The following is a 19,414-nucleotide window of genomic DNA, read 5'->3' as shown; positions in this document are numbered from 1 at the left end:
TTCGCCGCGGCTCGAGCGCCGGAATACTTGAACCGGGAGGGACGACCGAGCGGTATGGAGCGGTTCGTCCAGCTGATCGTCGCCGGGGGCGTCCTCCTGATCGGCGCGCTCCGGCTCGCGGCGCTCGTCGAGTACGGTTCGGCCCCGTGGCTGGTCGGGGTCGCGCTCGCGCTGCTCGGGACGGGTGCCGTTTTCGCCGGGATGGCGCGGGAGCTCGAGCCAGGGGCGTTCGCGGTCGGCGAGGAGTGACCGCCGGCCGACCCGTCGCCAGAACATTATTGAGACTACTGTCCAATCCTCGGGCATGAGCAGCGCGGCCCCGTCGCTCTCGGAACCGCAGGTGCTGGCCCACACCAAGCGGCGACTCTTTCCGACGGATGCGGACGATTCGACCGCCTACGCGGTCGCAGACACGCAGTTTTCGCAGGACGAGTGGCGGCCCGGCGAGCCCGTCGACCCGACGGTTCGCGAGTGTCTGGCCCCGTTCAATCACGTTCGGATCGGCGGCGGCTATCCGGATCTCGTGGGCGTGCGGACCCTCGAGTCCGACCTGCTGGCCGTCGAGCGCCTCGGCGACGAGCCGCCGCTGATCGCGATCGAGGCGAAGGGGTACGCCGGCGGCGGCGTCGACACGCAACGTGGGATCGTCCAGGCCTACGATCGGCTTCACGAGGCCAACGCCGCCTATCTCGCCGCGCCGGCGGCCGCGATCTCGGCGACCGACCGGACGCTCGCACGCGAACTGAACGTCGGCGTCCTCGGCGTCGACGCCGCGGGGACGGTCGAGGCGCTCGAGGTCCCCCGCGTCGTCGGGAACCGGACGACGAGCGAGACGACGGCGCTGCGATTCCAGGCCAGTACGCAGGGCGTCGCGAACAGGTCGTTCGGGCTGAACCACCCGAAGAACTACCTCGGTTATCCGCTGGCCCACTACGCGGACGGAGAGACGGCGGCGCTGCTGTCGGAGTACAAGGTCGTGAGTGCCGTCTCCGACGCGCGACGGGGCGCAGCGTTCCTGGGATTGATCGAAGACGGCCCGGAAGGGGTCGAACTGACGGGGCTCGGGCGGGAGGTCGTCCGGTTCGCGCTGAGCCGCTACGGATCCGTGGAGGGGGCGCTCGAGGAGTTCGAAACCTGGTACCGATCGCGGAACCGGTTCGTCGATCTCGCGCCCGAGTGGGGGCAGCTGGCCCGTCGGGTGATCTTCACCTACCCGGCGACCGAGTTGCTGGTCACGGAACTACAGACCATGCACGACGACGGGATCGCCGAGCCGTCGCTCGTGGATCTCGTCGTGTACCTGCACGAACTCCATCCCTCGTTCACCGTCGAACTGTTCGTTCGGGGCGACGACGGCGTCAGGAGCCGCGTCCTGACCGAAGACGGCGACCTCCGACGCTCGGAACTCGCGGACGGGTCGATCTATCACTCGCCGACCGTCTTCCAGCTGAAGGCGATGCTCTACCACGCCGGGATCCTGACCGAGCGCGGAAAAGAGCCTCACCGGCTCGAGCCGCTCGAGGACGTCTGGGCGCTTCGCGAACCGGTTTGACTCGCCCGGTTCGGTCACCGGTGGAGGACGATACGGTACCCAGACCGTCGTAGTCGGACTTCCTCCACCGCGGAGTCGTCAGATCGTTACTGGTCGTCCGATTCGAGAGCCTCGGCATCGAGGTCTCCCTCGAGATACGCCACACCGGTTCGGTGGTCTCGTAATACCCACGTTCGACTCGAGTTACGTGGGCGGTCTAAACGACCAACCACGCCTCGCGAATCGGACTCCGACAACGGACGTGTCTGCGTCGAGCCCCAGCGGATCGAACGACCCGCTTTATCGAATCCGTCACTCGCTGAACGACAGTGGGGTCACCGATCGGAATCGGTCGTCGCGGGAAGGGTAAGGGAGAACGTCGATCCCTCCCCGGGTTCGGAGTCGACCCAGATTTCTCCGTCGTGGCGTTCGACAATCCGCTTGCAGAGCGCGAGTCCGATGCCGGTGCCGTCGTACTCGTCGCGACTGTGTAGTCGGTCGAAGACCGTGAATACGCGATCCTGGTCGTCGGGATCGATCCCGATTCCCTCGTCCGCGACCGAGATCAGCCACTTCCCGTTTCGGCATTCGGCACCGACGTGGACGCGTGGTGGCTCGTCACCGCTGTAGGTAATCGCGTTCGACAGCAGGTTCTGGAACACCTGGCGGAGCTGGCTGGGGTCGCCCTCGACGTGAGGGAGGTCCTCGGTCGTGATCTCGGCGCCGCTCTCCTCGATTTGTAGCTGCAGGTCCGCGAGCACGTCCTCGAGGACGGCGTTCAGGTCCAGCGATTCGAACGGTTCGCCCCGCGTCTCGATCCGGGAGTACTCGAGGAGGCCGTCGATCATCTCGCGCATGCGCTCGGCGCCGTCGACCGCGAATTCGAGGAACTCTTCGCCGTCGTCGTCGAGGTCGTCGCCGTAGCGGTCCTCGATGAGCGAGAGATAGCTCGTGACCATCCGCAGCGGTTCCTGCAGGTCGTGGGAGGCCGCGTAGGCGAACTGTTCCAACCGCTTGTTGGACTCCTCCAGTTTGCGCTCGTACTCCCGCCGTTCGGTGACGTCCTGGACGACGAGCATCCCCGCGTACACCTCGTCGTCGGCGTTCCTGACGGGCAGGGTCTGATTGTACAGGTGCCGCCCTGAGTACTCGGCCTCGAAGGTGTTCGTCTCCCCCTCCAGCGCGGCATGGAAGTACGGTTCGACCTCCTCGACGATGTCGTCCGGATAGAGCTCGCGGATGCTGTGGCTGATCCGGTCCTCGGGATCGACGCCTTGCGCTTGCATGAGTTGACCGCCCACGGCCGTGTAGCACAGGTCCTCGTCGAACAGTGCCACCGCTCCGTTGGGGAAATCCTCCGCGAGCGTCCGGTAGCGCCGTTCGGACTCCTCGAGGGCGCGCTCGCGCTCCTTGCGCTCGGTGACGTCCTCGGCGATACCGATGACGCGCTCTCTCCCCTCGTCGCGGACGAGACCGGCCCGGACGTCGAGCCACCGGACCTCACCGTCGGGCCGAACGATGCGATACTCCTCGTCGAACCCCTCGTCCGGCACGGCGGCGTACGATCGCTCGACGCGTTCGCGGTCGTCGGGGTGGATCGCCTCGAGGAACGTGGTGGGATCGTCGTACACCGACTCCCTGTCGCGGCCCCAGATCTCCTCGTAGGCGGGATTGATGTGCAGGATCTCCCGCGTTTCGGGGTCGGAGATCCAGACCATCTCGTCGAGGTTCTCTGCGAGCATCCGGAACTTCGCCTCGCTCTCTTTCAGGGCCCGCTCGCGCTCCTTTCGCTCGGTGATGTCTCGGCCGATGCCTGCCAGCACCGAGTCCCCGTCGGGGTCCTCGAGCGCCGACGCGACGAACTCGTAGGGGACGCGCTCGCCGTCCCGGGTGATCAGGCCTGCCTCGACCTGTGCGCTCCCGGTGTCGAACGCCTCGGCGATGGCGTCTTCGACAGTCTCGCGATCGTCCTTCGCGATGGCGTTCAGGGCCCGCAACGACGTGATCTCGTCGTCCGAAAAGCCAGTCACCTCGCCGACGCTCTCGTTCCACCGCTGAATGGTCCCGTCCGCGTCGATCACGTAGAACATGTCGTCGATCGCGTCCAAGATCTGGTCCGTGTACTCCCGGTACCGCTCCAGGTCGCGCTCGTACCGACGGCGCTCGGTGTCGTCTTGGACGACGAGCATGCCCGCGTCGACCTCGCCGGCGGCGTTCTCGATCGGGAGGGCGTTCGCGTGCAGGTACCGGCCGCGGTACTCGATCTCGAAGGAGTTGGCGTCGCCCTCGAGTGCTGCGTCGAAGTACGGTTCGATCTCGTCGAGGAGGTCGTCGGGATGGAGCTCGCGGATGTTGCGCCCGATCCGATCCGCCGGATCCACGTCGAGCGCGTTCAGGAGCTGCCCGCCGACGGCGGTGTATCTCAGGTCCTCGTCGAACAGCCCCACCGATCCGTCGGGGAAGTTCTCGACCAGCGTTCGGTAGCGGCGCTCACTCTCCGCGAGTTTACGCTGGGTTTCGACGTGCTCGGTAATGTCCTGCGACATCCCGAGCGCAGCGAAGACGTCTCCGTCCTTGTCCCGGACCGGCACGACCTGAAGCTGGTAGACGCGACCGTCGGCTTCGAGCTCGAACGCGCTGGAGTCCCCCTCGAACGCGGTCTCGTAGCGTGGGACGAGTCCGTCGGCCAGTTCCGGCGGCAGGATCTCTCGGACCGGCTGTCCCTCCACCTCCTCGGCCGTGGCACCCACCGCGTCGGGAGGGGTACCGCCGACGGTCCGATAGCGGAGGTCCTCGTCGACGAGCGCCACCGCCCCGTTGGGGAAGTGCTCGACCAGTGCCCGGTAGCGCTGCTCGGACTCCTCGAGGGCGCGCTCGCGCTCCTTGCGCTCGGTGACGTCGCGGTTCGAGACGATGATCGACACGACCTCGCCGTCGTCGTCGGTGACTGGCCGGAAGTAGCCGCTGAGGACGTATCGCCGTCCGTCGGGACGGGTGAGGTCGGCCTCGAAGTCGACGTACTCGCCGGCCGCCGCTCGCTCGACCCACTCCCGGACATCGTCCTGAACCCCATCATCGCCCCACCAGGGCGTCTCCCAGAACGGATTGGCGGTTACGTCCTCGAGATCGGTGTCGACGTACTCCATCGCCGTCTCGTTGATGTCGACGACTGTTCCGTCGGGCTCGAGCAGGCCGATCAGGATGTTCGGATCCTCGAAGATAGCCTGGTACTGGCGTTCCTTCCGCCGCAGGTCCCGCTCGCGCTCCGTGCGTTCGATGGCCGCCGTGACGACCGCTGCGACGTGCTGGACGAACACCGTATCGTGCTCGGTAAAATCCCGCTTATCGGACGTGTACGCCCCCAACACGCCCCACGGGTCGTCGCTCGAGCCGAGAGCGACGCTGATGCCGCTGGTGACGTCGTGCTCGGTGAGCAACGCGGAACCGGAGAACCGGCCGTCGTGGTGCAAATCACCGATGACGACCGGCTCCTCGGTGTGGAGCGTATATCCTGTCTGCGACTCGCGGCTCGTGGATACCGTCGCGCCGTCGGTGACCGTTTCCCAGCCGATACCTTGGCGCAGAACGCCATCGACCCGGCTCGGTACCTGCTCGACGACGGCGCAGTACTCGGTGCCGACTGTCTCCGCAACCGCACCTATCGCATCGCGGAAGAACTGGTCGAGGTCGCCCGTCGTCACCGCCTGCCGACTGAGATCGGTGATGAGTTCCTGACGACGGATAGAACCCTCGAAATCCGCATCTGTGCGCGAAGACGTACCCATTCTACCTAGTTACAGTGATGAAGTGGGTAAAAGGTCTCGGTCCGGTTCCCGGCGGAAGCTCCGTCACCGATCGGTCCGTTTCGAAATGTGATCGGCTCGCCCTTCGCTCCGTTTACCCCGCTGCTGATCCGGAGCTCGAGAGTTCACGTCAGGCGTCGATCGATCTACTCCGCGACGGCGTCGACCGAGACGACGCGGCCGCGGTGGTATGGTCGGTCTGAGAAACATCGACTACGGCCAGCGATCGGCAGTCGTCTCGTCAGCCGTTTCTCGGAGCAGATCAAGCGAGACAATCGGCTGGCTAAGTAGGGGTTAGGACTATACCATGGTTTGGATTATTAGAAGTTGTAAACCGACCGACGAGGCCAACCCGAAATACGTAGATGGTTCAAATCCACTGGCCGCTGAGCGACGATGATATAAACACCCCGACGCTATCGGTCGGATTCCCGACGATATAAAGCGAAACGGGCGCGGAGGGATTCGAACTGCCGGAAGACGGTCCTGCTCGCGCCTTCGGCGCTGTGCGGGCTGCGGCTTCCGTAGTTCGCGTTCGCTCCGCTCACGCTCACCCCCGACATCTTGGTCCGGAACCAAGGACTCTGTCCACTGAGCTACGCGCCCTCGAGCGACACTATAGCGCCGACGAAAGAATAACGATTCCCCCTACCCCCGGTTCCTCGTCGCGAGAGCCGCAGTCCCGCCTACGTCGACGAGCCGGTGCCGACGAGGTCGTTGCTCGAGTCGTCGGCCGAAACCCCTGCCCGCTCGAGGGCGACCTCGACGCCGTCGGGCGCGTCCTCGACCGTGACGGAGTAGCCGTGATACGAAAATTCGAGGCTGGTGAAGCCGTCCGAATCGGGAAGCGAGTCGAGGAGGTCGGGGTCGATCGTACCGTAGAGGGGCTCGAGCGAGACCGGGTCGGTGTCGTCGGCGGTGGCAACGAGATCGATAACGGTCATGCTGAGCGATTCGTCGGCAGAGACAGATGTCGACTCGAACGGATTCATAACTCGGGGTGGGCGACCGGGAGTAAAGAAGCTGTTCTAATATTTCAACCAGCCAATTCCGGAGAAAAGAACGATTCAGCACGTCGAACTACGCGGAAGGGACACTTCGACTGCCGCCGAGTACTCCGAAGGGAGACATACGTGTTACGGTATTCGATCGCTCTCGCTCCTCGGACTGCTCACTCGCGGCGCGGGACTTCGTGGCGGCCGAAGCCGTACCGAAGCCGGTTCGCGAGTCGTCGGGAGAACCGGCCATCGTCGGCCCGCGACCCGAACCGTTCGGCGAGTGCCGTGTAGATCAGCGGGAGGGGGACCTCCTGCTCGAGGCCCTCTTGGACGGTCCAGGTGCCGGTCGAGCCGCCTTCGACGCGGTCGGCGACGGTACCCAGATCGCTTCCCTCCTCGCGGAAGGCCTCCTCGCAGAGCTCGAGCAGCCACGAACGGATGACCGCGCCGTTGTTCCAGACCGAGGCCACGTTCTCGAGGTCCAGATCGTACCGGCCCTCGTGGAGCAACTCGAACCCCTCGCCGTAGGCCTGCATCAGGGCGTACTCGACGCCGTTGTGGATCATCTTGACGTAGTGGCCCGTCCCAGCGGCCCCCATCCGCTCGTGGCCGTCCGGGCCGGTCGCGACGGCGTCGAAGACAGGCTCGAGTTCGTCGTAGGCCCACTGGGGGCCGCCGACCATCAGCGAGAAGCCGAGTTCGGCGCCGGCGGGGCCGCCGGAGGTACCGCAGTCGAGGTAGGCCGCGGGGCAGGACTCGGCGCGGCGCACTGAGTCCTCAAAGTAGGAGTTGCCGCCGTCGACGACGATGTCGTCGCCGTCGAGGTGGGGCGCGAGTTCCTCGAGGGTCACGTCGACCGCCTCGCCGGCGGGGACCATCAGCCAGATGCGCTTGTCCCCCTCGAGTCGATCGACGAAATCTTCGATCGAGTCGGCGGGCTCGGCACCGGCGTCGGCGGCCGTCTCAACGGCCGCCTCGTCGAGATCGAAGGCGACGATATCGTGGTCCGCCGCGAGGGTGCGCTCGACGACGATCTGTCCCATCCGCCCGAGTCCGATCAGGCCCAGTTGCATGGGTAGGCGTCGGCCGGCCGGTGTGGTAGTGGTTGCGGTTCCGTGACGTTGCGGCGGAGCGTCCGCGGGCCAGTCGGGCCGCGAATCGCGGATCGTGTCGTTACGATGCGTCCGACGGAGCAGCCTCGAGCGTAACCTCGACGCGGCTGCCACCCGTGGCCGGCCGGGAGAACGAGACGGAGCCGTCGTAGCTGTCGACCATCCAGCGGACGAGCCAGAGTCCGAGGCCGCTGCTGTGGGTGAGTTGCGTGATATCGCTCTCGCCGGTGACCACGTCGATCTCGGCCGGCGGGATGCCGGGACCGTCGTCGGCGACCGCGAGCCGAATCAGATCGTCGTCGCGCGTGATCGAGATCTCGACGGCCGGTTCCGGTTTCGCGTGGCGGATCGCGTTCTCGAGCAGGTTATCGACGATGAGTTCGACGCCCGGATCGGCCAGCACGCGGTGGGTGCCCGTCGCCGAGACGGTGACGGTCCCGTCGGCGATATCGCAGTCTGCGACCGCCTCGTCGACGACCGCGGTGATGTCGACCGGTTCGCGCTCGCCGTCGCGCTCGAGGGCGTACTGGATCGCCCGCGTCTTCTCGCTGGTGGCGGCGAGGTCGGTCGCGGTCTGCCGGAGGGTACTCGCGGCGGCCGCGAGGTTCTGGTCCTCGAGTTGCTCACAGAGGAGTTCGGCGTAGCCGATGACGACGGTGAGATCGTTGCGCAGATTGTGTCGGAGGACGCGGTTCAACACCTGGAGGTACTGCTCACGCTCCTTGCGCTGGGTGATATCCCTGACGACGCCGACGGTTCCGCGGAAGGCCTCGTTTGCGACCGCCTCGTCCTCGCGCGGCAGGAGCGAGCACTCGATTTCGACCGGGAACTCCTCGCCTCCGGCGGTAGTGTAGGTGGCTTCGAACGGGCCGGTATCGGTCTCGGGGTCCGCGAGCAGGCCCATGACGTGCTCGACTGCGCGCTCGTACGCTTCGTCGTCGAAGACCATCGAGACGTGCTCGCCCAGGAGGTCCTCACGGTCGTAGCCCAGCCGCTCCGCGAACGGGTCCGTGACCAGCGAGAGGTGCGCATCTTCGTCGGTCGCGTACACCATTCCCTCGACGGTCTCGAGGACCTGTTCGTGCCGGAGAAGGTCCTCGCGGCGGTCGGCGCGCTCGAGCGCGGCGGCGGCGCTCGCCGTCAGCAGTTGTGCGAGCTGGACGTGATGGTCGTCGAACGCGCCGCTTTTCGGCGAGCCGACGTTGAGGAGTCCGTGGTCGCCGAGCGGGATGCTGATCGCGCTACGGAACGCCCCGTAGTCGTACGGCGAATCTGTCGTGACGTCCTCGAAGACGATCGGCTCGCCTCGCCGGAACGCTCTGCCCATCCCGCTTTCGTGGAGCCCGACGCGTTTCCGCACGTCGAACAGGTCGCTGACTGCGTCGGAGGCTGCCGCCAGCACCACCGCTTCTGTCTCGGGGTCGTAGAGGCGGACGGTAACGACGTCGAACCCGAGGACGCGCTCGGCGGCGTCGACGACGACCTCCGCGACGTCCGTCTGCGATTCACAGGAGAACAGGGCCCGCGTCGTCTCGAGCAACTCGGTGACGACGTCCGCACGACGGTTTCCGGCCGCATCCGTGAAACCGCCGGGTCGCTCGTCGCTCGTCGTTCCGCCGTTGACGACTGCGCCGTCAGCGTGGCGCTCCGTCGAAGCGCCGCATACGATCTCGGACGCGACGGTCTGTGTGGCCGTTCGATCGCGGTCGGACGAGATGGCCGCGATACGATCGGCGAGCGTCTCGTCGGTCGTCTCCGCGAAGTATTCGGTTGCGCCCGCACGCGTTGCCGCGGCCGCAGCAGTACCGTCCGGCGTCGCCGTCGCGTAGGCGATCGGCACCGTCGGAGCCGCGTCGCGGATCGCTGCGACGGTCTCGATGCGATCGGAGTCGCTCCCGTCGACGACCACGCAGCCGACGGGAGCCGTTTCGACGCGCTCAAGGACCGCTGCTCGGTCCTGCACCACATCTACCTCGAACGCGTCGTCGAGCGCTTGGGGCGGCGTCCGCTCGTCGCCGACGACGACGACGGACTGTCCGGCTCGAGTCACTGTCGGCCCAATCGAGGAAGTCGTTGGAGATGAAAGTTATGGCGGATTGGACAGAACAGCGACGTGATAGCGAACCTGCTTACTGGATCGGATCCTCGAGTCGCGCCCAGCCGATCGCGTCGAGGACGACGATCCGGTCGTTGTACCGGACGTAGACGCCGTTGTACGCGCCGTCGTCGGCGTCGTAGTAGGGAAGTGATTCTCGGATACGGTCGACGACGGACCAGGCACCGTCGCGCTCGAGCGTGATGTGCTCCCACTCGTTTCGTGCGCCGTTCCGGACCGCCCGGTCGAGCGCCCGCCGCGCGCCGGGGATCTCGCCGAGGCGCTGTGCGGAGGCGTCAACGACGGTCGCGTCGTCCGGAACGTCTTCGGGTCCGATGAGACGTGCACCGAGGTCTGCTTTCGATCGCGATGTGTACGTCTCCGACTGCTCCGTCCGCAGGACGTAGCCGGCCACGGCGGCTGTCCCCACTGCGAGCAGTGAGATGGCCATGTCTTTGCCCCTGATCATTAGCCACTACCTTACAGTAACTGACTAAGTATCTTTCGCAAGAACGTTCATTTCTAATATGTTCGGGACGAAAACCGTCGCCAGCATCCGTCTCAGAGGAACTGTCCGACGTTGGCCGACAGCAAGCCTGCGACGACGAGCAACCCGATCGCGACGAGCGCCGCCCCCCGAAAGACGGGCAGCGCGTCGCGGGCGGGCTCGCGGATCTTCTTTCCGGTGAGCCCTGCGTCGAGTCGTTTCGCGCCGATCTCGACGAGCGCTGTCAGGAGGAGCCAGAGCGCGACCATCGCGAGCACGAGCCACCCGCTGGTCGATCCGAAGAGCCCCTCGGCCGTGTAACCGGTGCCGGCCATGTGACCGCCGGAGAGAAAGAGGACGAGGGAACTCACGCGGGAAATCGTCGTGAGTTTCCCCGAGATCACCTCGAGCGGCCGGGTCGTGTTGAACGCCCCGTCGCGAGCGAGCGGCAAGACGACGGCGGCGACGAAGCAGACGCTGCCGGCCCAGAGGGCGGCGAAGACCAGATGTGTCGTTCGTGCGACGAGCTCGTCGACCATACGGAATCGCTCGGCCAGCGGGCGTATCAGCGTTCCGACTTCGGACCGCGTGACAGTCGCTACCTGCGAACTATTCGGTAGCTGCCAAATTACTCGAGCCAGCCGGGCGTCCACGCGACCAGCCGTCGCCGGAGCAGCGCGTAGAGTAGCGAGACGACGACGCAGCCGGCGATCACGGCGACGAACCAGCCGTCGAATACGAGCAGCGCCGGTACGGCGAGCGCGACCGCGACGACGGCGTCCTCGGGCGCGCCGTCGTAGCGGATCCACCGTCGCGGTCGGATCCACCGACGGCGGACGTGGTCGTAGACCGCGCGCTCGGTGCGGTCGTTCCACGGGTCCATCTCCGGCCCGCCGCCGAGCGCGTCGCTGGCGGCGTGGAGCCAGGCCGTGACGGCGAAGGCTGCTCCCGCAAACGTCGGACTCGAGGGGGCGATCGCAGCGACCGTGACTGCGGGAACGGCGACGGCGAGTCCGGCGACCGGAAAGTGTAGCGTCCGCCGATGCGCGAAGACGAGATCGAAATCGGGCGCGAGTCCGCCGAGGGTCGCACCGACCCCGAGCGCGAGCGCGAACTCGGGGACGAAATAGGCGATCGGTGCGACGAGCGCCAGCCCGGTGAACACGTGTGTGGTCGCCATCATCGGCACTCGCTCGAGCGTAAGGCGGGGAGCGGCAAAACGGTGTGTGAACCGGCGGTCGATCCGTTCGGCTACTCGAGGTTCTCGCCCTGGTAGCTCCCGTCGTAGACGTCCTCGTGGCCGGCGTCGGCGAAGACCAGTTGCGCGATCCTGGCACCCCGCTCGAGTTCGATGTCGTGGTGGACCTGCAACAGCCCCTCGCCGCGTCCCTCGTAGCCGGCGTCCCAGACCGCCGTGTTGAGCATACAGGAGTTGCGCATGAGCGACGAGCGCGGGTAGACGAAGCCGACGTGGTCCTCCGGGATCGCGATCCGCTCGCCGTAGCGAACGACGTAGGCTCCCTTCGGCAGGTAGTACGTGTCGGGATCCGCCTCCTCGAGTTCCTCGAGCGGGCGAGCGATCCGCTCACCGATCTCCTTGCCGTCCCGACCGATACGGCCCGGTTCGAGCTGCTCGAAAACGACGTCCGCGGTGAGATCCACGCCGTTTGGCTGTATCTGCGCGTCGGTCGTCGGCGAGACGTGGTCGGCGACGAAGGAACCGGAACGGAACATGTGGTGCCAAGGCCGCGGCGACGGCAAAAACGTATCCGTTCGGGACGGCTCGAGGGTGCGCTATCATTCGACACGCTTCGGTCCGACAGGGTCGATCCGACAGGCGCCGAACCGCTCGGTGCAGCCGTTCGCAGACACCGACTCGGGGCAGGTACTCACGGATCGACGAGCGGGATTGCGGCCCGGTTGACGGGCGGTCGTCCGACCGGCAATATTTTCTCGGAACGTTCCGCTGTGGCGGGCAGTACGGCGGTCCTAGCTCACAGAAACACGCTGGATTTATCAGGGCGGGCGGCCGAGTTCTGTGTGCTATGGGACAGACTCTCACCGAGAAGATTCTCGACGACCACCTCGTCGAGGGCGAACTCGAGACCGGCGAGGAGATCGGGATCGAGATCGACCAGGTACTTACCCAGGACACGACCGGTACGATGGTCTGGCTCCAGTTCGAAGCGATGGGGCTGGACGAAGTGCAGACCGAAATCGCTGCACAGTACTGTGACCACCAGACCTATCAGTTCGACTTTAAGAACACCGACGACCACCGTTTCCTCCGTTCTGCGGCCGGCAAATACGGCGCTCACTTCTCTCGCCCCGGTAACGGCATCTGCCACAACGTCCACCGCGAGAACTTCGCGGCCCCCGGCAAGACGCTGCTCGGCTCGGACAGTCACACGCCCACGCCCGGCGGCCTCGGCGAACTCGCCATCGGCGCCGGCGGGATCGACGTCACCGTCGCCATGGGCGGCGCACCGTACTACATCGAGATGCCCGAAGTCGTCAACGTCCGCCTCGAGGGCGAGCTCCCCGAGTGGGCCACCGCGAAAGACGTCATCCTCGAGATGCTCCGTCGCCTGAGCGTCAAGGGTGGCGTCGGCAAGATCCTCGAGTACACCGGGCCCGGCGTCGAGACGCTGACCGCGCCCGAGCGGATGACGATCACCAACATGGGGACCGAACTCGGCGCGACGACGTCGATCTTCCCGACCGACGAGCAGACCGAGGACTACCTCCAGCGCGTCGGCCGCGGCGACGAGTACGTCGAGCTCCAGCCCGACGACGACGCCGAGTACGACGACGAGATCGTCGTCGACCTCTCCGACCTCGAGCCGCTGATCGCACAGCCCTCGATGCCGGACAAGGTCGTTCCCGTCAGCGAAGTCGAAGGCGAATCCGTCGAGCAGGTCATCGTCGGCTCCTGTACCAACGGCGGCTACGAGGACATCCTCCCCGTCGCCAAGATGCTCGAGGGCCGCGAAACCTCGATGGAGACCGAGACGATCGTCGCACCCGGCTCCAAGCAGGCCTCCGAGATGCTCGCCCGCGAGGGCTGGGTCGCGGAGATGATGGCCGCCGGCGTCAACTTCTCCGAGGCGACGTGCGGTGCCTGTATCGGCATCGGTCACGTCCCCTCCTCGGACTCCGTCTCGCTGCGGACGTTCAACCGCAACTTCGAGGGTCGCTCGGGCATCGAAGACGACAACGTCTACCTCTGTTCGCCGGAAGTCGCCGCCGCGGCGTCGCTCAAAGGCGAAATCGTCGATCCGCGCAACCTCGCCGACGAACTGGGCGACCTCGAGGCACCCGGCGTCGAGCTCCCCGACGAGTACGACGGCTCCAAGACGGACCTCATCAGCCCCGACGAGGCCGTCGACGACGAACTCATCAAGGGCCCGAACATCGGCGACGTCCCGCTCAAGGACCAACTCGATACCGATATCGAGGGTGAGGCGCTCCTCAAGATGGAGGACAACATTACGACCGACCACATCATCCCCGCGACGCAGGACATCCTGATGTACCGGTCGAACGTCCCCAAACTGAGCGAGTTCACCCTCAGCCGCGTCGACGACACCTTCGCACAGCGCGCACTGGACGCCGACGGTGGCTTCCTCGTCGCTGGCGAGAACTACGGGCAGGGCTCCTCGCGAGAACACGCCGCTCTCTGTCCGATGTACCTCGGTATCGAGGGCGTCCTCGCACAGAGCTTCGCCCGGATCCACCGCGCGAACCTCTTCAACTTCGGGATCGTCCCGCTGACGATCGACGAGGACACCTACGAGAACATCGACCAGGGCGACAACGTCGAGATCGTCGACGACGTCTACGACGCCGTCACCAGCGGACAGGAGGAGTTCACCGTCCGCATCAACGGCGAAGACGAGTACACGGCGACGCTGGACGCCTCCGAGCGCGAACGCGCAATTCTCGCCGCCGGTGGCAAGCTCGCCTGGACGAAAGAGCAGGCCGAAGGCGACAGCGGCGCTGCGCCCGCCGACGACTGATCGGCTCGAGCGACGACCCGGCTGCTGATTCCCGTTCCGTTTTCCGTTTTTTCGATCGTCGACGAGCGACGGCACAAGCCCGACCGCGGCGGAGGCCCGAACACCGTTACCGTCATGGCCGAGTGGCCGGTAGCACGACCGAATGGCCGACGGACACGAGAACGCTGGCTACCGACGACTGTTCGAGCCCGACGGGATGACGTTCGGCACCGGCTTCCCGCTGACGGGAGCCAACCGATCGACGCCGGCGATCGACGACGAGCTTCGGCTCGCGGCACACGCCGAATCGGTCGGTTTCGACGGCCTCTGGGCGCGTGACGTGCCGACTTACTGGCCGAAATTCGGCGACGCCGGTCAGACGTTCGACACCTGGCCGTGGCTCTCCCACGTCGCGGCTCACACCGACGAGGTCGCGCTCGGCACCTCGAGTATCGTCCTCACGCTCCGCCACCCGTTGCACGTCGCCAAATCGGCTGCGACCGTCGACCGGCTCTCGGACGGCCGACTCGTCCTCGGCGTCGCCTCCGGTGACCGCGACCCCGAGTACCCCGCGTTCGACGTCGATCCCGACGAGCGCGGCGCGCTCTTTCGCGAGTCCGTCGAGGTCCTCCGAACGGTCTGGCGCGAGGAGTTCCCGGCACTCGAGGGGCGGTGGGGATCGCTCGAGGGCGACCTCGACGTGGTTCCGAAGCCGACCGCTGGGACGATTCCGCTGCTGCCGACGGGTCACGCCCGCCAGTCCCGCGAGTGGATCGCCGAGCACGGCGACGGCTGGCTGTTCTATCACCTGCCCGAGCGCACGCTCGCGGACTACGTCGCCGACTGGCGCGCGGCCGCGGGCGACAAACCCTACGCGATGGCTGTCCGCGTCGAACTAGCCGACGACCCCAGCGCGGAGCCCGAGCCGCTCCACCTCGGCTATCGCGCTGGTCTCGAGTGGTTCCGGGAGTACTTCCGCGACCTCGAGGAGCTCGGCGTCGACCACGTCATCGTCGGGCTACAGAGCGACGATCCGGAGCAGGCCCTGTCGACGTTCGCCCACGAGATCATCGACCGACTGTAGCTGTTTTCACGTCCGAACCGGACGGTTTCGACGCGGATGCTGGTCCCGCCAGTGACGAACTCGAGCCGCTCCGTTACTTTTCAGGTCGGAACACCAACTGACAGCCGTAGTCGGGGCTGACGGGGGCGATTCGGTCACCGTCCGAGAGCCTGGTCGACGTCTGTGGGTCGGGGTGGGGAAGCGGCGCGTCGGCACGCTGTCGGCGTTTTCGCCCGTCTCGAGAGAGGAGGGGCTCCCAGCCGCCGTCCCTGCGGACGTAGGTGCCGTTGAGACTCCGGTCTCGCAGGTGCCAGGCCACCCCGTCGTGCTCGAGGACCGCGTGGTCCGGATCGAGGTACTGCTCGTCGTCGGGGAGGACGACGGTCGGCACCCGTCGATCCGGCGCCCAGCGGCCGATCGTCTCGCCGGGATGAACGCGGACGGCCTGTCCCGACGGCTCGTGGACGAGGCGGGCCGACCGCTCCGGCACCTCGAGAACCGGGACGAGGGCGTCGTACAGGCCGTCGGCGTCGCCGAACCGATCGCTGGGGTTCGTCGCGGTCGCTCGCCGGACGAGGTCGGTCAGGGCGGACGACGGGCTCGCGTCGTGCGATCGGGGATCGACGCCCGCTGCCGTCGCGTTCGGCGACCCCGTCTCCGTCGTCGCCGCGCCGGTCAGGAGGAACGAGAGAAACGCGCCGAGCGCGAAGACGTCGGACCGCGGCCCGATCGGTCCCCCGTCGGCCTCCGTCCGCGTCAGTTCGGGCGCTTTGAACGGGTCCCGACCGAAGCGCACGTCGGGGTCCGTCTCGGTCGATACCGCGGCGTTCAGATCGATCACCGCGGGCCGACCGGAACGGCGAACGAGCACGTTGCTCGGCTTCAGGTCGAGATGACAGACGCCGGTGCGGTGGAGGAACGCGAGCGCCCTGCAGACCGGACCGCCGATCTCGCGAACGGCCTCGAGGGAGGGGTCCTCGCCGTCGCGGTCGAAGAGACCGGCGACCGAGCCGCCGTCGATCAGTTCCGTGGCGATATACGCCGTCTCCCCACTGTCCGTTCCGTCGATGAAGTGAACGAGCGATCCGGGGACCGGCCCGCCTTCGAACCGGCGAAACCACTGTAGTTCCCCTCGAAAGTGTGCCCGGACCTGCTCTCGGTCGTGAGCACCGTCGGTTTCGCACTTGAGCGCGACCGGCAGATCCCGCTCGCAGTCGATCGCCCGCCAGACCGTCCCGAGCCCGCCCGAATCGAGTCGGTCCTCGAGTCGAAAGCGGCCGTCGATGACGGTCCCGGACCGCAGTTCGTCCGTCATGCCGGTGGGCTTCGGGACTACGTGCGGAACCCGCTGAAGGGCCTCCCGCCGGTCGGGTCGCTCCAGCGCGTCCGGTTCCGGGCGTGGTCGACCGACGAGAAGAAGCGAAACGTGATCGGGTTCTCCTTCCGTGGATCATCGAGCGTGAACGCCGTTCCGTCCCGCAGTCGCGACGTCTCCTCGAGCTCCCCGTCGGCGGCGGCGGTCGGGTCGAACCCGTGCTGGCGGTGCAGCTCCGCTCCCTCGCTCGAGAGGAGTACTGCCCACTCCCCGTCGGCCTCTTCGACGAACGTCCCGACGGCGCTGATGTCGCGAACGCGCCAGTCGCCGTCGTCGAACTCCAGCCGGGCGTGAGTGGATTCGACGGGGTCGTCGTCGTCGACGACGAGACCGATGTTCGGGTTCCGGTCGCGGTCGTCCGTCGTCCGACCGATGGTGACGCCGTCGACGATCTCGAAGATGGTTTCGTCGCCCGCGATCGTGACCGCCGCCGACGGCGGGTCGCCCTCGCCGGCCGAGACCACCTTCGCGGTGCCGCCCTCCGTCGGTGCGCCGTTCGATTCGTCCGGTCCCGAGTCGCCCGACGACGTAGACGATCCGCGTTCGGTGGCCCCCGAACCCGTGTCGCCGTCTTTCCGCTCCGACTCCGTCGTCGGATCGCTGTCGTCGCTCTCGGCCGGCTCGATGACCGTCTCGCGGTCGGTCAGCTCCCGGGAGTCGACCTCACCCCGGAACGGAGGTGCGTCCGGCGACGGCGTCGTGCCCGGATCCCGGGCGAGCGTGAGGGAAAGGTTGTCCTTGCCGCCGCGCTCGTTGGCGAACGAGACGAGCGTTTCGACGGCCTCGCGGAGGTCGTCGGCCTCGAGGACGATCTCCCGGATCTCGTCGTCCGTGACGAGCGATTCGCGGATCTCCTCGCGGACGGCGTCGACGTCCGTCGCCTGCTGGTAGTCCTGGCGCAGCGAGCGGTTGTCCGGGAACGCGTCGATCAGTCCGTCGCTGGTAAACAGGATGATGTCGTCGCGATAGATCTCCGTGGAGCCGAACTCGACGTCGACGCTCGGCTGGCCGTGTGCGGAGCCGCCGACGGCGTTCGTGATCGCCGTCGCGTCGGGGTGAATGCGCGCGTACACCTCGTCGTCGATCTCGCCGCGCTCGAGCAGGTCGTTCGTCACGGCATGGTCGCGCGTGAGCTGCCGTGTCTCCTCGTGGCGCTCGTTGATGACGTAGATCCGGCTGTCGCCGACCCAGCCGTAGTGGAGGTAGCCATCGATATAGACGCCGACGACGAGCGTCGTCGCCGGGCGGCCGCCGATGGTCTGGGCGAACTCCTGGACGTGACGCTGGGCGGCGTCGATGCCGTCCTGAATCGCGGCCCGAATCCGCTCCTCGGAGATAGCCTCGTCCGACCCGTCGGCCGCGTCGACCGTCGGCGGCGTCGGATCGTAGGAGTCGATGCCGAACTGCTCCGGACGATCCGTTCCCGGGCCGAGGAGTTCGTCCGTGAGCCGCTTCCTGACGACGGTCGTCGCCAGGAAGGCGGCGACGTCGCCGCAGGCCTCGCCGCCGACTCCGTCGCCGAGGACGAAGATCCCGACCGGCCGCTCGGTCTGTCGGTGGTGGTTCTCGAAGATCGCCGTCGCGATCGCGTCTTCGTTGATTCCGTCGCGTCGTTGCTTTCGCGCGCCGATATCGATAGTGCTCGCGTATTCCATTGTCATTCCACGGGTTGTTGATCGAACTGAAAGTAGAACCGTTCCGGATAGGAGGGACTGACCAGCGCGATGGTGTCCCCCGGCTCGAGGGCGCTCGCGGCCTCGAGGTCGTCGGGGACCGATTCGCCCCGCCGCCGTTGTCGCTCCTGTCCGGTCTCGGAGAGCAGGAGGTTCCACTCCCGCTCGTCGTGTTTGCTGATGTAGGTGCCGTTGAGGCTGGTGTCGATCACGCGCCAGTTGCCGGCCTCGTCCGTATCGAACCGGCAGTGGACGGCTGAGAGCGCCTTGTGTCGGTCGTCCGCGAGCATGATCGAGGGTCGCGGGCCGTCCGCCGTCTCCCTGCCGATGGTGTCGCCCGGACTGATCGTCCACTGGTCGTCGCGGCCGAGCCAGCGGACCGACGCCTGCGTCGGCATCGTCGCGTCGCGTTCCTCGAGCGACCGCTTGAGTACCGACGCGTTCGGGTAGCGGTCGACGGTGTCGTGACGGGTCGATCGCTCGATGATCTCGTCCATGTACGGCGCCGTCTCGATGCCGAAGTCCGACGGCGCGACGCCGTCGTCGTCCGGCACCCAGCCGACCTTGAGAAAGCAGAGGATCTTCCCGATCGAGTACACGTCGCTCCAGGGCCCCTGTCGCTGCTCCGACCCCTGATTCAGTTCCGGCGGTTTGAACTCGCCGGGGACGGTCGAGTCCGCGTTCGACTCCCCGGCCGCGGAACTCGAGGCCTCGCCCGTCGTAAACTCGGCGCCGCCACGTTCCGGGACGAAGCCCTTGGCCGTGGTGAAGTCGATGATCTTCGGCGTTCCGGCTCCGTCGATCATGACGTTGTCGGGCTTCAGGTCACGGTAGATGAGGTCGTGATCGTGGAGGAAGGATAGCGCGTCACAGATCCCGATGCCGATCTCGCGGACCTCGTCGTCGTCGGTGATCGGGTCGTCGTTCCGGACGACGGTCCCCAACTCCTCGCCCTCGATCGGCTCGACGACGAGGACCGGCATCCCGAACCCGTGTTCTTTCCCGTGGTACCCCATGATGTTCGGGTGTCCGCCCGCATCGCGGATGTCCTCCAGAACGTCCGTCTCTCGCTCGAAGTACTTGTCGACGAGGTCGTCCGGTGCGTTTCCGTTGTAATTGGGGTGTTTCAGTGCGACCGGGCGGCCCGTTTCGGCGTCGTCGGCTCCCCACACGACGCCGAACCCGCCTCGCCCGAGCTGTTCGCGGATCTCGTACCGGCCGGCGAGTTCGTCCCCGACTGTTGGTTCTGACATACTCATTGACAGTTATAGCTCTATAA

Annotated in this window: 15 protein-coding genes and 1 tRNA gene; 4 read left to right on the top strand and 12 right to left on the bottom strand. The window is 66.7% G+C overall.

The annotated features are described in order from the left end of the window. Positions 1 to 54: 54 nt before the first annotated feature. Together NDO75_RS16275 and NDO75_RS16270 are read left to right on the top strand one after the other, a co-directional pair. Positions 55 to 249, top strand: a complete 195-nt coding sequence (locus NDO75_RS16275; RefSeq protein ID WP_310907664.1) for a hypothetical protein — start codon at positions 55 to 57, stop codon at positions 247 to 249. A gap of 55 nt (positions 250 to 304) precedes the next feature. Continuing rightward, entirely contained in the window at positions 305 to 1,552 is a 1,248-nt protein-coding gene (locus NDO75_RS16270; protein WP_310907663.1) for a hypothetical protein, read from the top strand. A 314-nt stretch (positions 1,553 to 1,866) separates the two neighbouring features. On the opposite strand, the gene NDO75_RS16265 is transcribed toward NDO75_RS16270, so the two are convergent. The 9 genes from NDO75_RS16265 to NDO75_RS16225 all read right to left on the bottom strand — a co-directional run bounded on the left by NDO75_RS16265 (position 1,867) and on the right by NDO75_RS16225 (position 11,760). Beyond that, a complete protein-coding gene (locus NDO75_RS16265; RefSeq protein WP_310907662.1) occupies positions 1,867 to 5,316 on the bottom strand; it encodes a PAS domain S-box protein in 3,450 nt (1,149 codons plus the stop codon). A 468-nt stretch (positions 5,317 to 5,784) separates the two neighbouring features. Beyond that, positions 5,785 to 5,940 (bottom strand) — tRNA-Arg (locus tag NDO75_RS16260). 80 nt (positions 5,941 to 6,020) lie between these two features. After that, complete coding sequence (locus tag NDO75_RS16255) at positions 6,021 to 6,326, bottom strand: HalOD1 output domain-containing protein (protein ID WP_310907661.1); 306 nt, start codon at positions 6,324 to 6,326, stop codon at positions 6,021 to 6,023. Between the two features lie 179 nt (positions 6,327 to 6,505). After that, positions 6,506 to 7,405: a phosphogluconate dehydrogenase (NAD(+)-dependent, decarboxylating) gene (gnd, locus tag NDO75_RS16250; protein WP_310907660.1), complete on the bottom strand. Its 900-nt coding sequence runs from the start codon at positions 7,403 to 7,405 to the stop codon at positions 6,506 to 6,508. Between the two features lie 100 nt (positions 7,406 to 7,505). After that, a complete protein-coding gene (locus tag NDO75_RS16245; protein WP_310907659.1) occupies positions 7,506 to 9,494 on the bottom strand; it encodes a GAF domain-containing protein in 1,989 nt (662 codons plus the stop codon). A 79-nt stretch (positions 9,495 to 9,573) separates the two neighbouring features. Next, the gene (locus NDO75_RS16240) at positions 9,574 to 10,008 is read right to left on the bottom strand and encodes a hypothetical protein (protein ID WP_310907658.1); all 435 of its coding nucleotides are present in this window, start codon (positions 10,006 to 10,008) and stop codon (positions 9,574 to 9,576) included. Positions 10,009 to 10,100: 92 nt separating this feature from the next. Continuing rightward, the gene (locus NDO75_RS16235) at positions 10,101 to 10,565 is read right to left on the bottom strand and encodes a copper resistance protein CopD (RefSeq protein ID WP_310907657.1); all 465 of its coding nucleotides are present in this window, start codon (positions 10,563 to 10,565) and stop codon (positions 10,101 to 10,103) included. An 89-nt stretch (positions 10,566 to 10,654) separates the two neighbouring features. After that, complete coding sequence (locus NDO75_RS16230) at positions 10,655 to 11,209, bottom strand: metal-dependent hydrolase (RefSeq protein WP_310907656.1); 555 nt, start codon at positions 11,207 to 11,209, stop codon at positions 10,655 to 10,657. A 68-nt stretch (positions 11,210 to 11,277) separates the two neighbouring features. Next, on the bottom strand, positions 11,278 to 11,760 hold the full coding sequence (locus NDO75_RS16225) for a deoxyuridine 5'-triphosphate nucleotidohydrolase (RefSeq protein WP_310907655.1): 483 nt from the start codon (positions 11,758 to 11,760) through the stop codon (positions 11,278 to 11,280). Positions 11,761 to 12,071: 311 nt separating this feature from the next. On the opposite strand from NDO75_RS16225, the gene NDO75_RS16220 reads away from it, so the two are divergent. Together NDO75_RS16220 and NDO75_RS16215 are read left to right on the top strand one after the other, a co-directional pair. Then, the gene (locus NDO75_RS16220; RefSeq protein ID WP_310907654.1) at positions 12,072 to 14,045 is read left to right on the top strand and encodes an aconitate hydratase; all 1,974 of its coding nucleotides are present in this window, start codon (positions 12,072 to 12,074) and stop codon (positions 14,043 to 14,045) included. Between the two features lie 142 nt (positions 14,046 to 14,187). Next, entirely contained in the window at positions 14,188 to 15,108 is a 921-nt protein-coding gene (locus NDO75_RS16215) for an LLM class oxidoreductase (RefSeq protein ID WP_310907653.1), read from the top strand. Positions 15,109 to 15,181: 73 nt separating this feature from the next. Here NDO75_RS16215 and NDO75_RS16210 read toward each other — a convergent pair whose 3' ends face one another. Genes NDO75_RS16210 through NDO75_RS16200 form a run of 3 tightly spaced genes read right to left on the bottom strand, consistent with a single transcriptional unit; the run spans position 15,182 to position 19,388 of the window. Next, positions 15,182 to 16,402 (bottom strand): protein kinase, encoded by a 1,221-nt coding sequence (locus NDO75_RS16210; protein ID WP_310907652.1) that lies wholly within the window; start codon positions 16,400 to 16,402, stop codon positions 15,182 to 15,184. Between the two features lie 17 nt (positions 16,403 to 16,419). Beyond that, positions 16,420 to 18,117, bottom strand: a complete 1,698-nt coding sequence (locus NDO75_RS16205) for a protein phosphatase 2C domain-containing protein (RefSeq protein WP_310907651.1) — start codon at positions 18,115 to 18,117, stop codon at positions 16,420 to 16,422. 2 nt (positions 18,118 to 18,119) lie between these two features. Continuing rightward, positions 18,120 to 19,388, bottom strand: a complete 1,269-nt coding sequence (locus NDO75_RS16200; protein WP_310907650.1) for a protein kinase — start codon at positions 19,386 to 19,388, stop codon at positions 18,120 to 18,122. Positions 19,389 to 19,414 lie beyond the last annotated feature (26 nt).

This window comes from Natrinema sp. 1APR25-10V2 (assembly GCF_031626495.1).
Taxonomy (GTDB): domain Archaea; phylum Halobacteriota; class Halobacteria; order Halobacteriales; family Natrialbaceae; genus Natrinema.
This window is presented reverse-complemented; position numbering and strand designations above follow the sequence as displayed.